This is a genomic window from Xanthomonas sp. D-99, assembly GCF_017746145.1.
GTDB lineage: Bacteria > Pseudomonadota > Gammaproteobacteria > Xanthomonadales > Xanthomonadaceae > Xanthomonas > Xanthomonas cissicola.
The window spans coordinates 113,142-130,570 of sequence record NZ_JAGHWU010000009.1 but is presented as its reverse complement, the minus strand read 5'-3'; the positions used below and the strand labels follow the sequence as shown (position 1 = coordinate 130,570).

11 protein-coding genes, 1 other RNA gene and 1 pseudogene are annotated in these 17,429 nt (G+C 65.1%); 2 read left to right on the top strand and 11 right to left on the bottom strand.

Translation table 11 applies throughout. From position 1 onward, the window contains the following. Positions 1-146 precede the first annotated feature (146 nt). A complete protein-coding gene (locus J7360_RS04845) occupies positions 147-695 on the bottom strand; it encodes a Dps family protein (protein ID WP_017155541.1) in 549 nt (182 codons plus the stop codon). 103 nt (positions 696-798) lie between these two features. On the opposite strand from J7360_RS04845, the gene hrpA reads away from it, so the two are divergent. Further along, positions 799-4,857 carry an ATP-dependent RNA helicase HrpA gene (gene hrpA / locus J7360_RS04840; protein WP_209033371.1) on the top strand — a complete coding sequence of 1,353 codons (4,059 nt, stop codon included), beginning with the start codon at positions 799-801 and terminating at the stop codon, positions 4,855-4,857. A gap of 81 nt (positions 4,858-4,938) precedes the next feature. On the opposite strand, the gene J7360_RS04835 is transcribed toward hrpA, so the two are convergent. The 10 genes and pseudogenes from J7360_RS04835 to pqqA form a co-directional block, all read right to left on the bottom strand. After that, positions 4,939-5,012, bottom strand: a non-coding RNA gene (locus J7360_RS04835) — sX9 sRNA. A gap of 61 nt (positions 5,013-5,073) precedes the next feature. After that, positions 5,074-7,710 carry a TonB-dependent receptor gene (locus tag J7360_RS04830; RefSeq protein ID WP_209033369.1) on the bottom strand — a complete coding sequence of 879 codons (2,637 nt, stop codon included), beginning with the start codon at positions 7,708-7,710 and terminating at the stop codon, positions 5,074-5,076. A 100-nt stretch (positions 7,711-7,810) separates the two neighbouring features. Next, positions 7,811-8,845: a glucokinase family protein gene (locus J7360_RS04825; protein WP_057659574.1), complete on the bottom strand. Its 1,035-nt coding sequence runs from the start codon at positions 8,843-8,845 to the stop codon at positions 7,811-7,813. A 302-nt stretch (positions 8,846-9,147) separates the two neighbouring features. Continuing rightward, positions 9,148-10,668, bottom strand: coding sequence for a PhoPQ-activated protein PqaA family protein (locus J7360_RS04820; RefSeq protein WP_057659572.1), 1,521 nt, complete (start codon positions 10,666-10,668; stop codon positions 9,148-9,150). 428 nt (positions 10,669-11,096) lie between these two features. Then, the gene (locus J7360_RS04815) at positions 11,097-11,609 is read right to left on the bottom strand and encodes a hypothetical protein (RefSeq protein WP_022558738.1); all 513 of its coding nucleotides are present in this window, start codon (positions 11,607-11,609) and stop codon (positions 11,097-11,099) included. A gap of 63 nt (positions 11,610-11,672) precedes the next feature. Next, a complete protein-coding gene (pqqE, locus tag J7360_RS04810; protein ID WP_057659570.1) occupies positions 11,673-12,791 on the bottom strand; it encodes a pyrroloquinoline quinone biosynthesis protein PqqE in 1,119 nt (372 codons plus the stop codon). Further along, positions 12,788-13,066: a pyrroloquinoline quinone biosynthesis peptide chaperone PqqD gene (gene pqqD / locus J7360_RS04805; RefSeq protein WP_057659567.1), complete on the bottom strand. Its 279-nt coding sequence runs from the start codon at positions 13,064-13,066 to the stop codon at positions 12,788-12,790. The genes pqqE and pqqD overlap by 4 nt, the downstream gene beginning before the upstream one ends. Continuing rightward, on the bottom strand, positions 13,063-13,824 hold the full coding sequence (pqqC, locus tag J7360_RS04800) for a pyrroloquinoline-quinone synthase PqqC (RefSeq protein WP_209033367.1): 762 nt from the start codon (positions 13,822-13,824) through the stop codon (positions 13,063-13,065). Before pqqC ends, pqqD begins: the two co-directional genes overlap by 4 nt. After that, a complete protein-coding gene (pqqB, locus tag J7360_RS04795) occupies positions 13,821-14,720 on the bottom strand; it encodes a pyrroloquinoline quinone biosynthesis protein PqqB (RefSeq protein ID WP_057659563.1) in 900 nt (299 codons plus the stop codon). Before pqqB ends, pqqC begins: the two co-directional genes overlap by 4 nt. A gap of 82 nt (positions 14,721-14,802) precedes the next feature. Next, positions 14,803-14,871, bottom strand: a pseudogene (gene pqqA, locus J7360_RS21305) (pyrroloquinoline quinone precursor peptide PqqA); the annotation flags it as partial. Between the two features lie 302 nt (positions 14,872-15,173). Here pqqA and J7360_RS04785 point away from each other — a divergent pair. Beyond that, the gene (locus tag J7360_RS04785) at positions 15,174-17,360 is read left to right on the top strand and encodes a bifunctional (p)ppGpp synthetase/guanosine-3',5'-bis(diphosphate) 3'-pyrophosphohydrolase (protein WP_042676038.1); all 2,187 of its coding nucleotides are present in this window, start codon (positions 15,174-15,176) and stop codon (positions 17,358-17,360) included. Positions 17,361-17,429: the final 69 nt, after the last annotated feature.

Sequence of the window (17,429 nt, the reverse complement as noted above, 5' to 3'; positions counted from 1 at the left end):
ACATGTCCGCGAAGCGGAGATGGCTGCGCCCCCTGAGTCAGAGGGCGCGCCGAAGGCGCGGGGTGTGGCAGGTAATTGAGCTGGGGCCCAAGGTTTCGCAACTGCAAAACCTTGGGCAAACCCGCAGGGGGCGAAGCCCAGAGGGTTTACTGCAGCAGCGAGCGCAGCATCCAGGCGTACTTTTCGTGGGTCTGCAGACGCTGGGTCAGCAGGTCCACGGTCGGATCGTCGCCGGCATCGTCGGCGGTGCCCAGCACCTTGCGGGCGGTGCGGCAGACCGCTTCATTGCCGCTGACCAGCTGGCGCACCATTTCGCGCCAGTCGGCGCTGTCGCTCAGGCCCGGCTCTTCCGGGATCGAGGTCAGCGCGACGAATTCGCGATACGAGCCCGGCGCGTTGTAGCCCAGAGCACGGATGCGCTCGGCCACTTCGTCCAGCGCCGCCCATTGTTCGGTGTACTGGGTTTCGAACATGGTGTGCAGCGAGTTGAACATCGACCCGGTGACATTCCAGTGGAAGTTGTGGGTCTTCAGATACAGGGTGAAGGCGTCAGCCATGTAGCGGGCCAGACCGTCGGAGATCTGCTTGCGATCGGCGTCCTTGATCCCGATATCGATATGCGGCGCCGAGGCGGCTGCAACCGGCAGGGCATCGTTGACGATGACGGGCTTGTTGGCGTTCTTTTTCTTGGACATGGAAGGGTCCTTCTGAGGGTTGATGTCTGACAGAACAGTTATGGCGTCACAATAGACAGGCTAAAGGATCAAACGTCATTCAATATTTCACATTTTTCGATCAATGAGCGCTATCGACTCCACCCTTGCCGAGACCTTGCGTGAGCGCCGCCGTGCCGTGGATGGCGCGATGAGCCGCGACCGTGGCCGCCTGCTGGGCCTATGGTCACGCTGGCAGGGCAAGCCGGGCAACCCGCAGGTGCGCGAGGCGTTCGAGCAGGCGCTGGCGGCATCGCAGGCACAACGCCAGGCGCGGGCCGAGCAGCAGCCGGCGATCACGCTGGACCACCAGTTGCCCATCGCGCGCGAGGCCGAGCGCATCATCGCGCTGATCCGCGACCATCAGGTGGTGGTCATCGCCGGCGAAACCGGTTCGGGCAAGACCACCCAGCTGCCCAAGCTGTGCCTGGCAGCCGGGCGCGGAGCCGCCGGGATGATCGGTTGCACCCAACCACGCCGGATCGCCGCGCGTGCAGTGGCCGCGCGCGTGGCCGAGGAACTGAAGACGCCATTGGGCACGACGGTGGGCTTCCAGGTGCGCTTCACCGATCGCGTCAGCGATCAGTCACGCATCAAGTTCATGACCGACGGCATACTGCTGGCAGAAATCGCCAGCGACCGTTGGCTGTCGTCCTACGACACCATCATCGTGGACGAGGCGCACGAGCGCAGCCTCAACATCGATTTCCTGCTCGGCTATCTCAAGCAGTTGCTGCACAAGCGCTCCGATCTGAAGTTGATCGTCACCTCGGCCACCATCGATACCGAGCGCTTTGCACAGCACTTCGACAATGCGCCGGTGATCAGCGTGGAAGGCCGCACCTTCCCGGTCGAGGTGCGTTATCGCCCGCTCGAAGGCGATGCGGGCGAAAGCGAAGACGGCGAACACGGCAGCGGCCGCGACGGTGAGCGCAGTGTCAACGATGCGATCGTGGCGGCCATCGACGAAATCACCCGCATCGACCCGCGCGGTGACGTGTTGATGTTCCTGCCGGGCGAGCGCGAGATTCGCGATGCGCACCAGTCGCTGGAACGGCGCAAATACCGCGAAACCGAAGTGGTGCCGCTGTACGCGCGGCTGTCGGCAGCCGATCAGGACCGCGTATTCAATCCGGGTCCGCGGCGGCGCCTGGTACTGGCCACCAACGTGGCCGAAACCTCGCTGACGGTGCCGCGCATCCGGTATGTGGTGGACCCGGGGCTTGCCCGTGTCAAGCGCTACAGCCCGCGCCAGAAGCTGGACCGTCTGCATATCGAGCCGATCTCGCAGGCCAGCGCCAACCAGCGCATGGGCCGTTGCGGGCGCATTGCCGAGGGCATCTGCTACCGGCTGTATGCCGAAGCGGACTTTGCCGCGCGTCCGGCGTTCACCGATCCGGAAATCCGACGCTCCTCGTTGTCCGGGGTGATCTTGCGCATGCTGCAGTTGGGGCTGGGCAGGATCGAAGATTTCCCGTTCCTGGAGGCCCCCGACGAACGTGCGGTGGCCGATGGCTGGCAACAGCTGCTGGAGCTGGGCGCTATCGACGCGCAGCGGCGTCTAACCGCCACTGGGCGACAGATGGCGCGCCTGCCGGTGGACGTCAAGCTGGCGCGCATGCTGGTGGCCGCGCAGCAACATGGGTGCTTGCGCGAGATGATCATCATCGCCGCATTCCTGGGCATCCAGGATCCGCGCGAGCGCCCGCCGGAAGCGCGCGAGGCCGCCGATAACGCACACGCGTTGTTTGCCGATGCGCGCTCTGAATTCGTTGGCATCCTGCGCTTGTGGGATGCGTACCGGCAGGTGCATGAAGATCTGACCCAGTCCAAGCTGCGCGACTGGTGCAGCCGGCATTTCCTCGGTTTCTTGCGCATGCGCGAGTGGCGCGAGCTGCATCGACAACTGCGCTTGCTGTGCGAAGAACTAGGTTGGAGCGAAGAGCCGGCCAATGTGATGCTGGCGCCGCTGCTGGCCGGTGCCGGCGCGCCGGTCCGCGAGGACGGCCATAACGCCAACCGGCCCACGCGTGGCCAGCTTCACCGTGCTGCGCGACTGGCGCGCGAAGGCAAGCCCGATCCCAACGCAGCGCCTGCAACACCCGCGCCGGCGGCGGCGTATCAGGCGCTGCATCGCGCACTGTTGGCGGGGCTGCCGACGCAGATCGGCCATCGCACGGAAAAGGGCGACTATCTGGCCGCGCGGCAACGCCGCTTCGTGCCGTTCCCGGGTTCGGCGCTGGCGCGCAAACCGCCGCCGTGGATTTTGGCGGCCACGTTGCTGGACACGCAGAAAGTCTGGGGCATGACCAATGCCGCGATCGAGCCGGACTGGCCCATCGCCGAGCTGCCGCATCTGCTGGCGCGCAAGCATTTCGATGCGCATTGGTCGCGTGCGCAGGGGCAGGTGGTCGCTTCGGAACAGATCAGCCTGTTCGGACTGGTGCTGGCGCCGAAAAAGCCCGTGCATTTCGGCAAGATCGACCCGGCCGCAGCGCATGACCTGTTCGTGTGCCAGGGCCTGGTGACGGGCGAAATCAATACGCGGGCCGCCTTCGTGGCCGACAATCTCAAGGTGCTCGAACAGGCGCGCGAGGAAGAGGCCAAGTTGCGTCGCGCCGGTATCGTCGCCGACGAAGGCTGGCAGGCGCGCTGGTATCTGGATCGCATTCCGGCCGAGTTGCATTCGGCCAGCGGTCTGGATGCGTGGTGGAAGACCTTGCCGCCGGACAAGCGCCGCAGCCTGCATTGGTCGTTGAACGACCTGCTGCCGGGCGAAGGCAGCGAAGCCGATCGCTTTCCGAAGTATTTCCCGCTCGGCGATGCGCGCCTGCCGTTGCATTACCGTTTCGAGCCGGGTGCCGTCGACGACGGCGTGACGCTGGAGGTGCCGCTGCACCTGCTCAATGCGCTGGATCCAGCGCGGCTATCGTGGCTGGCCCCGGGCTTCGTCGCCGACAAGGCGTCTGCGTTGATTCGTAGCCTGCCCAAGGCGCAGCGCCGCAACTACGTGCCGGCACCGGATTTCGGGCGCGCGTTCTACGAGGCTTACAGCGTTGCCTCGGCCGACGATATCCGCGGCGAACTGGCGCGCTTTCTGGCCAAGGCTACCGGGACGCAGGTGACGGCGCTGGATTTCGATGAGCAGGCGCTGGACACGCACCTGCTGATGAACCTGCGCCTGCGCGATGACGAGGGCAAGGTGCTGGCCGAGTCGCGCGATCTGGACGGGCTGCGCGCGCGCTACGGAGAACGTGCCGGGCAGGCGTTTGCCGCACGGGCCGGGCGCGCGCTGGCCGCCGAAGGATTGCGCGATTTTCCCAGCGCGCCGATTCCCGAGCAGGTGGCCGGCGAGGCCGGCGTGCCGGCGTATCCGGCGCTGGTGGATCAGGGCGAAACTGCTGCGCTGCGTATCTTTGCCGACCGCAACGAAGCGATGCGGGCGCATCCGTGCGGCGTGCGTCGGCTGCTGGAAATCGCATTGGCCGACAAGATCAAGCAGGCACGCAAGCAATTGCCGGTGTCGCCCAAGACCGGGCTGCTGTATGCGGCGATCGAATCGCAGGAACGCTTGCGTGGCGATCTGGTCGATGCGGCGCTCAATGCCGTGCTGGCCGATGGCCTGGGCGCCATTCGCGACCCTGGCGCATTTGCGCAGCGCCGCGACGACGCGAGCAAGTGGCTGTTCGGCGAAGCGATGGAGCGCTTGAAGCTGGCCGAAAGCATCCTGGGCGCCGTGGCCGAACTCAAGCCACTGTTGGAAGCGCCGTTGATGGGCTGGGCACGCGGCAATCTGGATGACATGGAGCAGCAACTGCGCGCGCTGGTGCATGCAGGCTTCCTGCGCGACACCCCGGCCGACGCCTTGGCCAATTATCCGCGCTACCTCAGGGCGATGATCCTGCGCACCGAACGCGCAAAGCGCGATCCTGCGCGCGACCAGGCGCGCATGCTCGAGCTCAAACCGTTCGTGGATGCACTGGAAGCCGCCGCCGCGCGCGGTTTGCAAGACCGCCAGGAGTGGCAGGCGCTGCGTTGGGATCTGGAAGAACTGCGCGTGTCGGTCTTTGCGCAGGAGCTGGGTGCAAAATCCGGTGTATCGGCGAAGAAGCTATCGCAACGGGTGGCTGCATTGCGCAGTTGAGGCCTGATGCAAGGCCTTGCATCGGACACAGGCCGCACGCATCTCATACCCCGCGCGGCGTCCGTCTTCGAAGCTGAGGGCTGCTAACAGACGTAGCGAGCAGGCGCCAGGCGGGCGGGACGGCGCACAGGAACCGGCGTGTGCAAGTGGCAGATGCCGATTCTGGGCACCGGCCGCGCCCACCTGGCGGTGAGCGCAGTCGTGTTGCTGGCTGCGCTAGAACTTCAGGTGCAGGCTGGCCATGTAGCGGCGTCCGCTCTTGTAGCGGCCGGCCAGATGGTCCTTGTCGCCCAGATATTGCAGATATTGCTCGTCCAGCAGGTTCTGCGCATCGACCTGCAGCGACCAGTTCGGGCTGAAGGCATAGCCGATGCTGGCGCCGAGTTCGGCGTAATCGTCCACGCTTGCCGGTGCCGCACCGGCCACATAACCGCCGGCCAGATAGCTGTCGCGCCAGTTGTAGGTCAGCCGCGCATTGAGCGGGCCTTTTTCGTAGTAGGGGCTGAAGGCGAGGCTGTTGCGCGACTGGTAGGGCAGGGCATCGCCGGTGTTGTTTTCGCCAGCGGCATAGGTGTAGTTGGCGGTCAGACCGAAGCCGCTGTCGCCGAACGGTTGCTGGAAGGAGATGTTGAAGCCCTTGACCTTGCCATCGCCGGCATTGCGCGGCCGTTGAATGCTGTAGTCGCAATAGCCATCGGCCGTGCAGCCGTTGCTGCCCACCAACTGCGCCCAGCTTTGCGGTGCGGTATCGCGCAATGCGTTGTACTGGCGCTCCACGCTGGCGCTGGTGTCGATGTAGTTGTCGATCTTCTTGTAGAACACCGACCACGCCACCACTGCTTGCTGCGCAAAATAATATTCGGCAGAGAGATTGAAGTTCCAGGATTCGTACGGAGACAGGTCTGCATTGCCACCGCTGCCGGTCAACGTGGTGTCGTTGAGGAAGGTGTTGTTGACCATCTGGTTGTACGGTGCCCAGGCGATGACCTTGGCCGCAGCGAAGCGGAATACCCAGTCGTCGCTGGTGTCGTACGACAGCGTCAGCGAAGGCAGCAGAAAGTCTTCCTTGCGGGTGCGGGTCCGCCACAGGCTGCCGGCGTCGGCGAGGGAGGGCGTGCCGCTGTAGACGAAGCCGCTGCCTTCGGTCTTGGAATCCACGTAGCGCACGCCAAGATTGCCGCGTAGACCGCCACTGGAAAAATTCAGCTGCGCATAGGCTGCATTGTTGGTCTGCTCCAGCGCCCAGCTGTTGTTGAGATAGCTGGCCGGATCCGGTGCGCTGTAATCGACCGGGCTGTTGCGGATCCAGTTCAGTACGTTGTTGCGACCTGCCTGTATGTGCCGGCCGTGATCGGAATAGAACCCCTGCAGATCGGTGAGCCCGATCGTGCCCACGTCGGCCAGGGTGCCGGGGGTGACGCCGCCATAGACATTGAGTTCGAAGCGCTCGTCGTGCTTGCCGTGACGCACGCCCAGCAACAATTGATTGAACACGCTGTCGAACTGCACATTCAAATCCAGCTGGCCGTACGTGTCCTTGCTTTCGGTAGAGAAGATGCCGTTGTTGCCGAACCAGCCGCCGGCCGAACCCCAGTTGGCCGGGTTACGTGCCCCTGCCGAATCGTCGAAACGGATGCCGCGGCGGGTGTCCCAGCTGAAGCCGCCGTTGTAGAACGGCTCGATGAAGTATTGGGAGAGATCTTTGTTCTCGGACTTGCTCTGGCCCACCTGTCCGTTCAAGCCCCAACCCTCGCCGCGGAAGGCGCCGCGCAGGTCCAGTCCTTTGGTCGTCACCTCCGATTCGCGCACGTTGTTATCGTAGATCACCGTGCCGCCGAGCGGGATGGCATTGGCGCTGGAATGGCCACTGGTGACCACACCGTTACGGACGCCGCCGAGTTGGTCCACCGCCGCCACCGTGCCGGCATTCCAGGTCAAAAAGCTGTACATCGACTGGTTGTAGTTGTCGAAGTTCTCGTTGATGTACAGGCCGCTCAGATTGAACTCCAGCGCCTCGCTGGGCTTGAGCTGCAGGTTGACCACGGCGCTGTCGCGCTCGCGATCCTGCTGGAACCAGGCAGCGTTGATCGAATTGGGCACATCCGTATCGGCAGGCACGCCGCCTGCGGCATTGGCGAAGGTGCTGGCCGGTACGTAGCCGAAGACCTCCATGCCGCGGCGGTCCACGCGTTCTTCGTAATGCTGCGCCGAGACCGCAATGCCGAAGGTCTCGGCCGCGTTCTTCCAGCTGTAGAGCAGTGCCGCGTTGGGCTTGCCCTGGCTGGCCTGGTCGCTGTAGCTGTAGCCGATGGATGCAGCCACTTCATTGACTTTCAGATCCAGTGGCTGCCGCGTATGCATCAGCACCGTGCCACCGAGGCTGCCTTCGGTCAGGCGCGCTTCGGAGGATTTGAGGATTTCCGCACGGCCCAGGATCTGCGGGGCCAGCAGGGTGTAATCGAAACCGCGGCTGGGTTGTTCGCCGTAGAGCCAGATCGCCTGCGCGACCGGATGCCCGTCCAGAAACCACAGATTGAGGCTGGGGTCGGTGCCGTCGATACTCACGCGCTCGCCTTGCCCGAAGCGTCTGTCCAACGTCACGCCGGGAATCTGCGAGAGCGCTTCGGCCACGTTGGTGCTCGGGAATTTGCCGATGTCTTCGGCGGTGATCGCCTCGGAGATGCCGGTGTTGTTGCGTTTGGTGTCGAGCGATTTTTCCAGGCTGGCGCGGATGCCGACCACCTGGACGGCGTCCAGGTCGGTGGCTTGCGTACCAGCGCTGTCCTGGGCTTGCGCAGCGAATGCCAGCGATAGTGCAATGGCGCTGGACAGCAGGGTGGTGCTGTATTTCATGATGTCTCTCCTCATCACGCACAGGGATGGACGGCGGGCTGCCGCTCGCCGGATGCGGGGTCTTGCAGACGCGCGCTCGGGGTAGAACGCGTGGTATCGCTTACGACAGGTCGGTGTGGTGCTGCAGATACCAGTTGGCCGCGCCGAGCACGCCCAGTTGCCCGTGCTCGACCAATTTGACCGGAATGCGTTCGAGCACAGCGCGCATGTTTCCCTTGTCCAGGAAGCGCTCGGCAAAGGCGCTGCCAGCCAGGAACTGGCCGATCGTCGGCAGGAAGCCCCCGGCCAGATAGATGCCACCGGCAGCGCCGTAGGCCAGCGCCATGTCGCCGACCGCGCTCCCCAGCAGGCCGCAAAAAATCTCCAGGCACTCGCGCGCAAGCGCATCGTCTTCGTGCAGCGCTGCGTGCGTCACGGCGGCGGGCAGACGATGACGCGGCGTTGCGCCATGCAGCTCGCACACCGCATCGTAGAGATGCAGTAATCCCGGGCCGGAGAGCACGTGCTCGAGCGGCAAATAGTGCCGGTCACGTAACAGGCCTTGCAGCACGGCATATTCGCGCGGGTGGGTACTGGCTAGCGCGACCTGGCCGGCTTCGGTGGCCAGCACGATCGCGCGTGGCTTGGCATCGATCCACAGTGCTGCACCCAGACCGGTGCCGGGGCCGACCACCAGAATCGGCCCGTTGGCACGCGCATGGCGCGGTGTCGGCCCGCTCAGCTGCAGCACGGCGCGTTGTTCCATCTGCGGCGCTGCGTAGGCCACCGCCTCGAAATCGTTGACCAGGTGCACGTTGCGCACTGCCAGTGCAGCACCGATGCGGCTGGGTGAAATCGCCCATGGCAGGTTGTTGCTGATGAAGCTGCCATCGTCCAACGCCACGCCGGCACTGGCGATGACCACCGCATCGACGCCGCGCCGCTGTTGCAGGAAATCCTCGAGGATGGCCTGGAGACTGGCGTGTTCGGCGCAGCGATAGGTGCGGTAATGCGAAAGCTCGATGGCGGCATCGCGCGCCTGCACCATGTGCCCGACACGCACATGCGTGCCGCCGACATCGGCAGCGATGAAGCTGATGGCAACGGGGACATCGGGCGAGGCAGAGGCGTAAGCGGAACGCGAAATCGCAGCCACATTCAGTCCTTTGGTCCGTCTGACCGGCCGATGCCGTCAGCGAGTAGGGGCCTGTTTAGGAGTTGGTGACAACGATGTCAATGGATCAGCCGGGTTGGATCGATCTTGGTGGCGTGCTCAAGTGCAAAAACGTGCTGTTTGGCGTTGTCTGTGCGGACTTCGTTGCGCAAAGTGGACAAATGCGTCCAACGTGGTGCAGTGGTGAGTGAAGAGCGGACTCGGCAAGCCGGCGCGTGGCGCCCGGCTGCCCACCAGGTGCTTCAGTCGGCTATCGCCCCACCCACCCTGTTTCAAGGACTGCGTCAGCGCAAGGCGCCGGCGCTGGTCACGCCAGGCAGCGTGCTGCAGGCCGCGTTATCGGTGGGCGGTGCCTGGGTGGGGTAACGCTGCTTGCCGAGCACATAAGCCTGGCTGGTGGCAACGAATCCATCCGCGTAAGTGGCTTCCACGAAATACGCGCTCCAGCCGTTCTCCGGAATCTGCACCGGTACCGGTACCGGGACCGTGCTGCCGCCGGCAAGCGCAATCGGCGTGGCGCTGTAGCGTATGCCGCAGGCGTAGCGGAAATCGCGCGCGTGCGGATTATGTGCACTCCACAGCTGCACCTGCGTTGGCCGCTCGGAGGAGCGGAAGCGGATCTGCGGCGCTTGGCCCGTACGCAATACATCGCTCACCTGCGGTAGCGGGCGCTTCTGCTGCAGGCGCGTGATGAACGGCGCCAGGGTATCGACGACGGAGGCGCGAATGTTGTGCGCACTATTGGGCAGGACGCGCAGCGCCTTGCTGCCGGGCAGCGCGTTGTAGAAGAACTGGGTATTGTCCGGCAGAAAGAAGTCGTCGCCGCTGGCGTTGACGATGTACTTGGGCACCGCCAGCCGCGTGCGGTACGGCGTGTGCAAATAGCTCAGCGGATCTTGCAACTGCACCAATCGCGTGAAAGCCGGGGTCTGCAGTTGTGAGGTGATGCCCTGCTTTGCATAGGCGTTGAAGGCAATCGGCCAGTTGCCGCCATAGGTGCGGGACATATGCTCCAGCACCGCCGGCATGTTGAGGATGTCGATCACGAATGGCGCCACCGCCTCTACGCGCTGGTCTGCGATGGTGGCATGCCAGCTGGCCCATCCGCGTTTAGAGGCGCCGGCAAGCACGAAGCGGTGGATTTGCAGCGGGGCCAATTCGCGCTCGGCCAGGCTCATGGTGCGCGCAATCGCGGCCACCATCGGCACGTGCAGCGGCAGTGTCTTGCGCTGCTGCGGCGCTTTGAGAAACAGCGACCAGCTATAGGCCACGCTGTCGTCTTCACGGCGTGGGGTGGCATCGCCCTGGTAGCGCAACGCCTGGTTGGGAATGTCGCTGAGCGCGATCACTACCGTGCGGGTGCGTTGCGCCAACGCCGCCAGCGCCTCGGGCGACAACTCGCTGGCCGGCTGCGCCGTACTGCCATCCACCGGATGACGCGTACCGTTGGTTGAGATCAATACTGCGCGCATGGGCAAGGCCTCTTTCGGTACATAGATCGCCACGTCATGCTGCCAGCGCGACGGCGTGACCAGTCCCTCCGGCGACCAGTCCTGCGAGGTCAGCAGGTAGTCGCGCCGCTCGACACCGGCAACGCTGCTGGTGCCAACGCGCGTATAGGTCAACGGTTGTTGTTCGATGGCATCGCGGTAACACACCAAGGCTTGCCCGAAGCCAACTTCCGGTGCATTCGCACAGCGCTCTGCCGGCGACGCGGCAGAAGCGAGTGGATCAGCGGGCGCGATGCCGGAAGACAGTGTCAGTGACGATAGCAGTGCCAGGCTGCAATAGGTCATCGAGCGCATGCGGGTTCTCCAGAGACCGTGCGTGTGGCCAGCGCTTGCCGCGGCCAATCACATGGGACGCGTGGTCAGCAGTCGCGTCAGCGACGGGGTGGGGCGCGCGGGGTGTGTGCAGGAGTGTACGCGTGGTCGCTATCGGTAAGCAGGGCGGCGCGTCTCGCTCCCGGCAATGGGCTGCGTCTGCGCGCGGCGGAGGACGATGATTCGGCGCGCCACGTCAGCTGCGCCTGGAGGGGGCGCATCTGGGTCTGCGCTCTGTCTGTCGGCACCAACGCATGCACTGCTCTGCAGTGAGCGGCATCCAGCGGGCGAAGTGCAGCGGCTGCAGTTGCGATGTCGCGCGCGCAACGCCCAGCGGCGGGATTCGCGTGGCGCATGCCGATGCCAGGCGTGGCGACGTCTTCGGCAGCCGCGCAAGCTTGGCCGATGCGCTATTTGATCCGCCGCACCTTGGCCGGGGTGTTGTAGCCCTCGATCTGCAGATACCACACGCCGACCAGACCCGGCTTGATCTTGACCTTGGGTGCATCCTTGCGCACCCCGGACAGGCTGGCCGTATCGGTTTGTTCCCACTCCTGACCATTCGCCAGCGTGTAGACGCGGCCCTTCGAAAAGCCCTTGAATTCGCCGACCATCGTGCTCTCGATCGGCTCCTTGCTGCCGAAGTCGAAGAAGCCGCGGTTCTTGACGATCACTTCCTGACGGCCGGCTTCCTTGGCCTGTTCGACCACCACTGCGGCCTCCTTGGCGACCTTGCCCTGTAGCCAATCGTTGAGCGCAGCCAGTTCGCTGGCATTGAGCTTGTCCAGGCCGGCGGCCTTGAACTGTTCGGCACTCATCTGCGACTGCAGGTCGCCCTGCACCGCGCGTTGCGCCAGGGCGGGGGCGGTATGCAACGCCAAGGTCAGGCAAACCAGCAAGGGAATGCGGCGCGCGAGCGACATGGAAGCCATCCGAGGAAGAAGAGGGGGGCTAGTGTAGACGCTGTTGGCGCATGCCGGCGCCGCCTATTCCAGCATGTCTGCAGCGGCTGGTGCTGGGCGTTCGGGGCGGCGGTAGATGAAGGCCGGTGCCGGCGATGCCGACTCCTGCTCGGCGGCTGCGCGCACCTGCGCATGGATGGGCGAACGCTCGCAGACCGGGTCCAGCGTGGCGGCATCGCCGCTGAGCGCCAGTGCCTGACAGCGGCAGCCGCCCCAATCGATCTCGCGCTTGGGGCAGCCCTGGCACACCTCCGGCATCCATGCGGTGCCGCGAAAGCGCACGAACGCCTCGCCGTTGTTCCAGATGTCGGCCAGCGAGCGCTCGCGCAGATTGTCAAAGTGCATGCCTTCGATGGTTTCGGCGGCATGGCAGGGCAGCACATCGCCGCGCGGGGAAATATTGACGAAACGCTGGCCCCAGCCACCCATGCAGGGTTTGGGCTGGCGCGCGTAGTAATCGGGCGTGACGAAATCGATCGCCAGCCGGTCGCCGAGCTGGCGACGTGCGGTTTCCACCGCGTCGATGGTGGCCAGCAGTTGCTCGCGGCTGGGCATCAGCGCAGCGCGGTTGCGCAGACCCCAGCCGTAGTATTGGGTGTGCGCTACTTCGATGCGCTCGGCCTGCCATTCCAGCGCCAGCGCGATCATGCCGGGCACGCGCTCGGCGTTATGGCGGTGCAGTACCGCGTTGATCGTCAGCGGCAGGCCGCGTGCGCGGACCGCAGCGGCGAATTCGCGCTTCTTGGACAAGCTATTGCGGTAGCCGGCGATACGGTCGGCGCCGGCCGGGTCGACGTCCTGCACGCTCAACTGCACATGTTCCAGCCCGGCCGCCTGCAGTTGGTCCAGCATCGGCTCGCCGCCAGCGACGCCGGAGGTGATCAGGTTGCTGTACAGCCCGAGCGCGCGCGCATGTGCGACCAGTTCGGGCAGGTCTTTACGCAGCATCGGTTCGCCGCCGGAAAAATGCGCCTGCAGCACGCCCATGTCGGCGGCCTGCTGCAACAGCGAGCGCCAGCCAGCGGTGTCCATTTCCTCGCGCAGCGCGGCCAGCGCGATCGGGTTGGAGCAATACGGGCACGCCAACGGGCAGCGGTGGGTCAGCTCCAGCAACACCGACAGCGGTGGCGGCGCGATGCTCATAGCCGCAGCAAACGCTTCTGATGCAGCGTATCGGTGAGTTCGATCACGTCCGCTTCGATTTGCGCTGCGTCCGCATCGAATTCTGCAGCCAGCTCTTGCGCGATCTGCGCCAGCGAGCGCGTGCCGTCGTAGCGCTGCGCGACCACCAAGGCGATGTCGTCCAGCTCGACCACGCGCTCGGGCGCGAGCAGCACCCACTGATCGCGTGCGCGGTCTTGTTGCAGGCGCACGCCCGCCCGCAGCGCCGGCTGGCTATGGCGGGTAATGCCGCTCATGCTGCGACCTGGCTGGCGTCGCGGTCCGGCACGAAGGCATCCGGCCAGACGATGCCTGGCGATACGTAGGCCACATGCAGTGCATCCAGCTGCGCCCATAGCACCGAGCACTTGAAATGCAACGCGGCCTTGACCAGCGCCTGTTTTTCGACCGTATCGGCATGCTGCTTGACGTAATCCAGCGCGAAATCCGAATCGCGTGGCGCCTCGGTCAGGCGATGTTCGAAATAGGCCAGCGCTTCGGAAGAGACGAAGTCGTAATGCTTGAGCATGCCGGCCACGCGCTGGCCGATGATGTTGGGCGCGAACAATTCGGTCAGCGACGAGGCGATCGCTTCGAGCAGGCTTTTTTCGCGCACGAAGTGCAGGTACGCCTGTACCGCAAAGCGCGTTCCCGGCAGCAGCGCACGCCCGGACTCCACCAGCGTGCGGTCCAGGCCGAGCGCGTCGGTGAGGTGTAGCCAGCGCGCGATGCCGCCATCGCTGGCGCTATTGCCGTCGTGGTCGAGGATGCGTTGCCGCCACATCCGCCACATCCGCCGCAGCGCCGGATCTTCCATACGCGCCAGGATCGCCGCGTCCTTCAGTGGAATGCAGCGCTGGTACTCGAAGCGATTCAACGCCCAGGCCTGCACCTGGCCTCGGTCGAGCTTGCCATGGTGCAGCAGCGCATGGAACGGATGCTGGTCGTGATACAGGCGCGCGCCGATGGCACGCAGGTCCGCTTCCAGTTGGTCGGGGCTGAGCAGGGCGGTCACAGGGCGATCTCCAGGCCGTCATGCGCAACCTCCCAACCGCTGGCGCGCGCGCTGGCGAACTCGGGCGAGAAGGTGTTGAGCACGGGATTGGTGGTGTTGAGATGGATGAAGATCTTGCGCGCCACGTTCAACGGTGCGAATGCGGCGATGGTGCCGTCGGGGCCATCGATGCTCATATGGCCCATGCGTTGGCCGGTCTTCTGGCTGATGCCCAGCTGCACCATCTCGTCATCGCGCCACAACGTGCCGTCGAAGAACACCAGTTCGGCCCCCTGCAGGCGCGCACGCAAGGCGTCGGTCATCGCAGCGCAGCCGGGAATGTAATGCATGCGGTGGCGGCCATCGTCGATGGTGAGTCCGAGGGTTTCTTCATCGGACCCAGCCAGGTCGCCGCCGCTGCGCGATTCCATGAACAAGGGCACCTTGCCGGGCACCGAAAACGGCGTGAGCGCTAATCCGCACAGCGCCAACGGTGTGTCCAGCGCGAACGGTTGTCGGCTTACGTAGTGCGGATTGACGGCGTCGAAAATCGGATTCTGCGCGAGCAAATCCAGCACGCGGCGGCTGGCATGCAACGAAAACCGCTGGCTTTCGCGCATCGAGAGCAGCCCGGCGATGTGGTCGATCTCGCCGCTGGTCAGCAGCACCGCCTCAACCGGCGAATGCCGCAGCCCTTGCTGCGGCCACAACGCCGGCGTTGCAAGAATTTGTTGGCGGAAATCGGGAGAGGCGTTGATCAGCACCCAGCGCTCGCCGTCGGCGCTGACCGCGACACTGGCCTGGGTACGACGCTGGGCACCGTCTGTCTGCTGCCATGCCCGCAGGCTTGCGGGGGTATGGCAATTCCACTGCGGGTGCCCACCGCCGGCCGCCGATCCCAAAACAATGATGCGCATGGAGAACGGGACCTAATCTGCCGGCAATTGCCGGTCATGCATCAAAAGGAAGGGCGGCAAGTTAAGCGTGAAACGTGCAGGATCAAAACTCGCCGGACACGTAGCAGTTGATTTCGGCGCCACAATTGACTTCACGAACGACAGGCTTCTTCTAGGTCTTCATACGGCTACCTCGCAGTTGGGAAAAACGTCTCTGGCTGCTGGATGCAACGCACGACGTCCTCCGAGCATAGGCAGGCGGTCTGGCGCAGTTGTAAAGGGCACGTAAAAAGGTGCGTCGGTCCCAACTACCCTTTGCCGCGCCGTGTCGCTTTTCGCGCCGGGCGGTTACGAATCAAGACGTTGCCGGGTGAACCCGGCATAAGCACGCGCGTCGTCTCGCGTGGCGAGCGCCTCGGCAAAACGCGTTGTGGAGAAGGTGACGCGCACGTTACCGTAGTCGTCAGCCCCCTGCTGTTGCCCACCGCCGTGTCCACCGCTGTGACCAGTTCCTCATTTGATCGTCTGCAGGCGTTGCTGCAGCGTCCCGCCGTGGCCTCGATCGCGCCCGCAGTGCGCGATGCGCTGGCGCAGGCCTGGCAGGAGCTGCCGCCCGCGCAGACCGGTGACGTGCCGTGGGCGTTGCTTGGCGACACCCTGGATGCATTGGCACTGCTGGCTGCCGACGAAGCCACCCTGATTGCGGCGTTGCTGTTCGATTTGCCTGCCTTGCGTGGCGTGATCGCGGGCCTGCCGTGGCAACCGGCGGAGCGGCGGGTGGCGGTGGAAGGTCTGCTGGACGGCCTGGACGCAGCCGATCAGGTCTGGGCGCTGCATGCCGGACGCGAGGCCGGGCGCAACAGCGAAGGGTTGCGGCGTCTGCTGCTTTCCATCATCCACGACCTGCGCGTGGTGCCGATCCTGCTGGCACGGCAGCTGGCGCGCATGCGCGTGGCCGATCGCCTGAGCGAGGATGAGCGCCGCGCGCTGGCCCAGCTCACGCGCGACATCCACGCGCCGCTGGCCAACCGGCTGGGCATCTGGCAGGTGAAGTGGGAGCTGGAGGACCTGGCATTCCGGCATCTGGAGCCGGAAACCTATCGTCGCATCGCCCGTGAAGTGGACGAAACCCGCGTGGCGCGCGAGCGCTACCTGGAAGCGGTCAAGCGCACCTTGTCGGCAGCGCTTGCCCAGCAGGGCCTGCGCGCAGAGGTGAGCGGGCGGCCGAAGCACATCTACAGCATCTGGCGGAAGATGCAGAAAAAGCGTCTGTCGTTCGATCAGCTGTACGACATCCGTGCGGTGCGGGTCATGGTCGATGACGTGGCCGCCTGCTACGCCGCGTTGGGTGCGGTGCATTCGCTGTGGGCGCCGGTGCCGAGCGAGTTCGACGATTACATCGCCCGGCCCAAGGCCAACGACTACCGTTCGTTGCATACCGCGGTGGTCGGCCCGGAAGGGCGCACGATCGAAATCCAGATCCGTACCTTCGAAATGCACGCTCAGGCCGAACTCGGGGTGGCCGCGCACTGGAAATACAAGGAAGGCGGCAAGGGCGGCGAAAAGGCCTTCGATCGCAAGATTCTGTGGATGCGCCAGCTGCTGGAGCAGGTGCAGGAGGGCGAGCATGGCGAGCTGGCCGGCGCGCTGGATGCCGAGCTGATCGAAGACCGCGTGTATGCGCTGACCCCCAAGGGCGAGGTGATCGATCTGCCACAAGGTGCTACGCCGCTGGATTTTGCGTATCACGTGCACACCATGGTCGGGCATCGCTGCCGTGGCGCGCGCGTCAACGACCGCATCGTGCCGCTGACCTACCGGCTGCGCAGCGGCGACCGCGTGGAGATCATGACCGCCAAGGAAGCGGACCCGCGCCGCGATTGGCTGCTGGCCTCAAACGGCTTCCTGGCCAGCGGGCGCTCGCGCGACAAGGTGCGCGCCTGGTTCCATAAGCTGGACCGCGCGCGCAACGTGCAGGCGGGCAAGGACTTGCTCGATCGCGAGCTCAAGCGCCTGGGCCTGCAGCATGCGGATCTGAGCGTGGCCGCGCGCAAATTCCACGCCGAAAACATCGACGAGCTGTATATCCAGGTCGCCCTGGGCGATACCGGCCCGAACCAGGTCAGCCGTGCGTTGCTGGAGGCCGAGCGCGCTGCGTCCCAGCCGGCAGTACCGGCGCCCCCGCGGCCGACCGCGCGGCGCGATGGATTGGGGAAATCCAAATTCACCGTCGAGGGAGTGGGCAATTTGCTGGTGCAGTTGGCGCGTTGCTGCCAGCCGGTGGCCGGCGAGCCGATTGCCGGCTACCTCACCCGCGGCCGTGGCATCACCGTGCACCGCACCGACTGCGCGGCACTGGCGCGCCTGGCGGCCGCCCACCCGCAGCGCGTGTTGCCGGTGGAGTGGGGCAAGGCCGGCAGCGGCTATGAGGTGGATGTGCAGGTGCGCGCGGTGGACCGCCGCTGGTTGCTCAAGGACATCACCAACCTGATCGCCCAGGAAGACGCGCACGTGCTGGAAATCAACAGCGACAACGTGCGCGATACCGGCAGGGCACAACTGCGGCTGCGCTTGAAGGTCAGCGATTACGGCCAGCTGTCCGGCCTGCTTGGCAAGCTGGATGCGCTGCCCGGGGTGAGCGAGGTGCGGCGGCTGGGCTAAGCCAGCCGGACATTTCAGCGGCTCCGTGTCTGGGAACAGGCAGCGCACGCAGTTGTGCGCTGTGCTTGC

Bases quoted from the DNA above. Each gene is read 5' to 3' on its own strand.
- J7360_RS04820 (WP_057659572.1), bottom strand. From the start codon at position 10,668: ATGCGCTCGATGACCTATTGCAGCCTGGCACTGCTATCGTCACTGACA.
- J7360_RS04830 (WP_209033369.1), bottom strand. From the start codon at position 7,710: ATGAAATACAGCACCACCCTGCTGTCCAGCGCCATTGCACTATCGCTG.
- pqqD (WP_057659567.1), bottom strand. From the start codon at position 13,066: ATGAGCGGCATTACCCGCCATAGCCAGCCGGCGCTGCGGGCGGGCGTG.
- J7360_RS04815 (WP_022558738.1), bottom strand. From the start codon at position 11,609: ATGTCGCTCGCGCGCCGCATTCCCTTGCTGGTTTGCCTGACCTTGGCG.
- J7360_RS04845 (WP_017155541.1), bottom strand. From the start codon at position 695: ATGTCCAAGAAAAAGAACGCCAACAAGCCCGTCATCGTCAACGATGCC.
- pqqE (WP_057659570.1), bottom strand. From the start codon at position 12,791: ATGAGCATCGCGCCGCCACCGCTGTCGGTGTTGCTGGAGCTGACCCAC.
- hrpA (WP_209033371.1), top strand. From the start codon at position 799: ATGAGCGCTATCGACTCCACCCTTGCCGAGACCTTGCGTGAGCGCCGC.
- pqqB (WP_057659563.1), bottom strand. From the start codon at position 14,720: ATGCGCATCATTGTTTTGGGATCGGCGGCCGGCGGTGGGCACCCGCAG.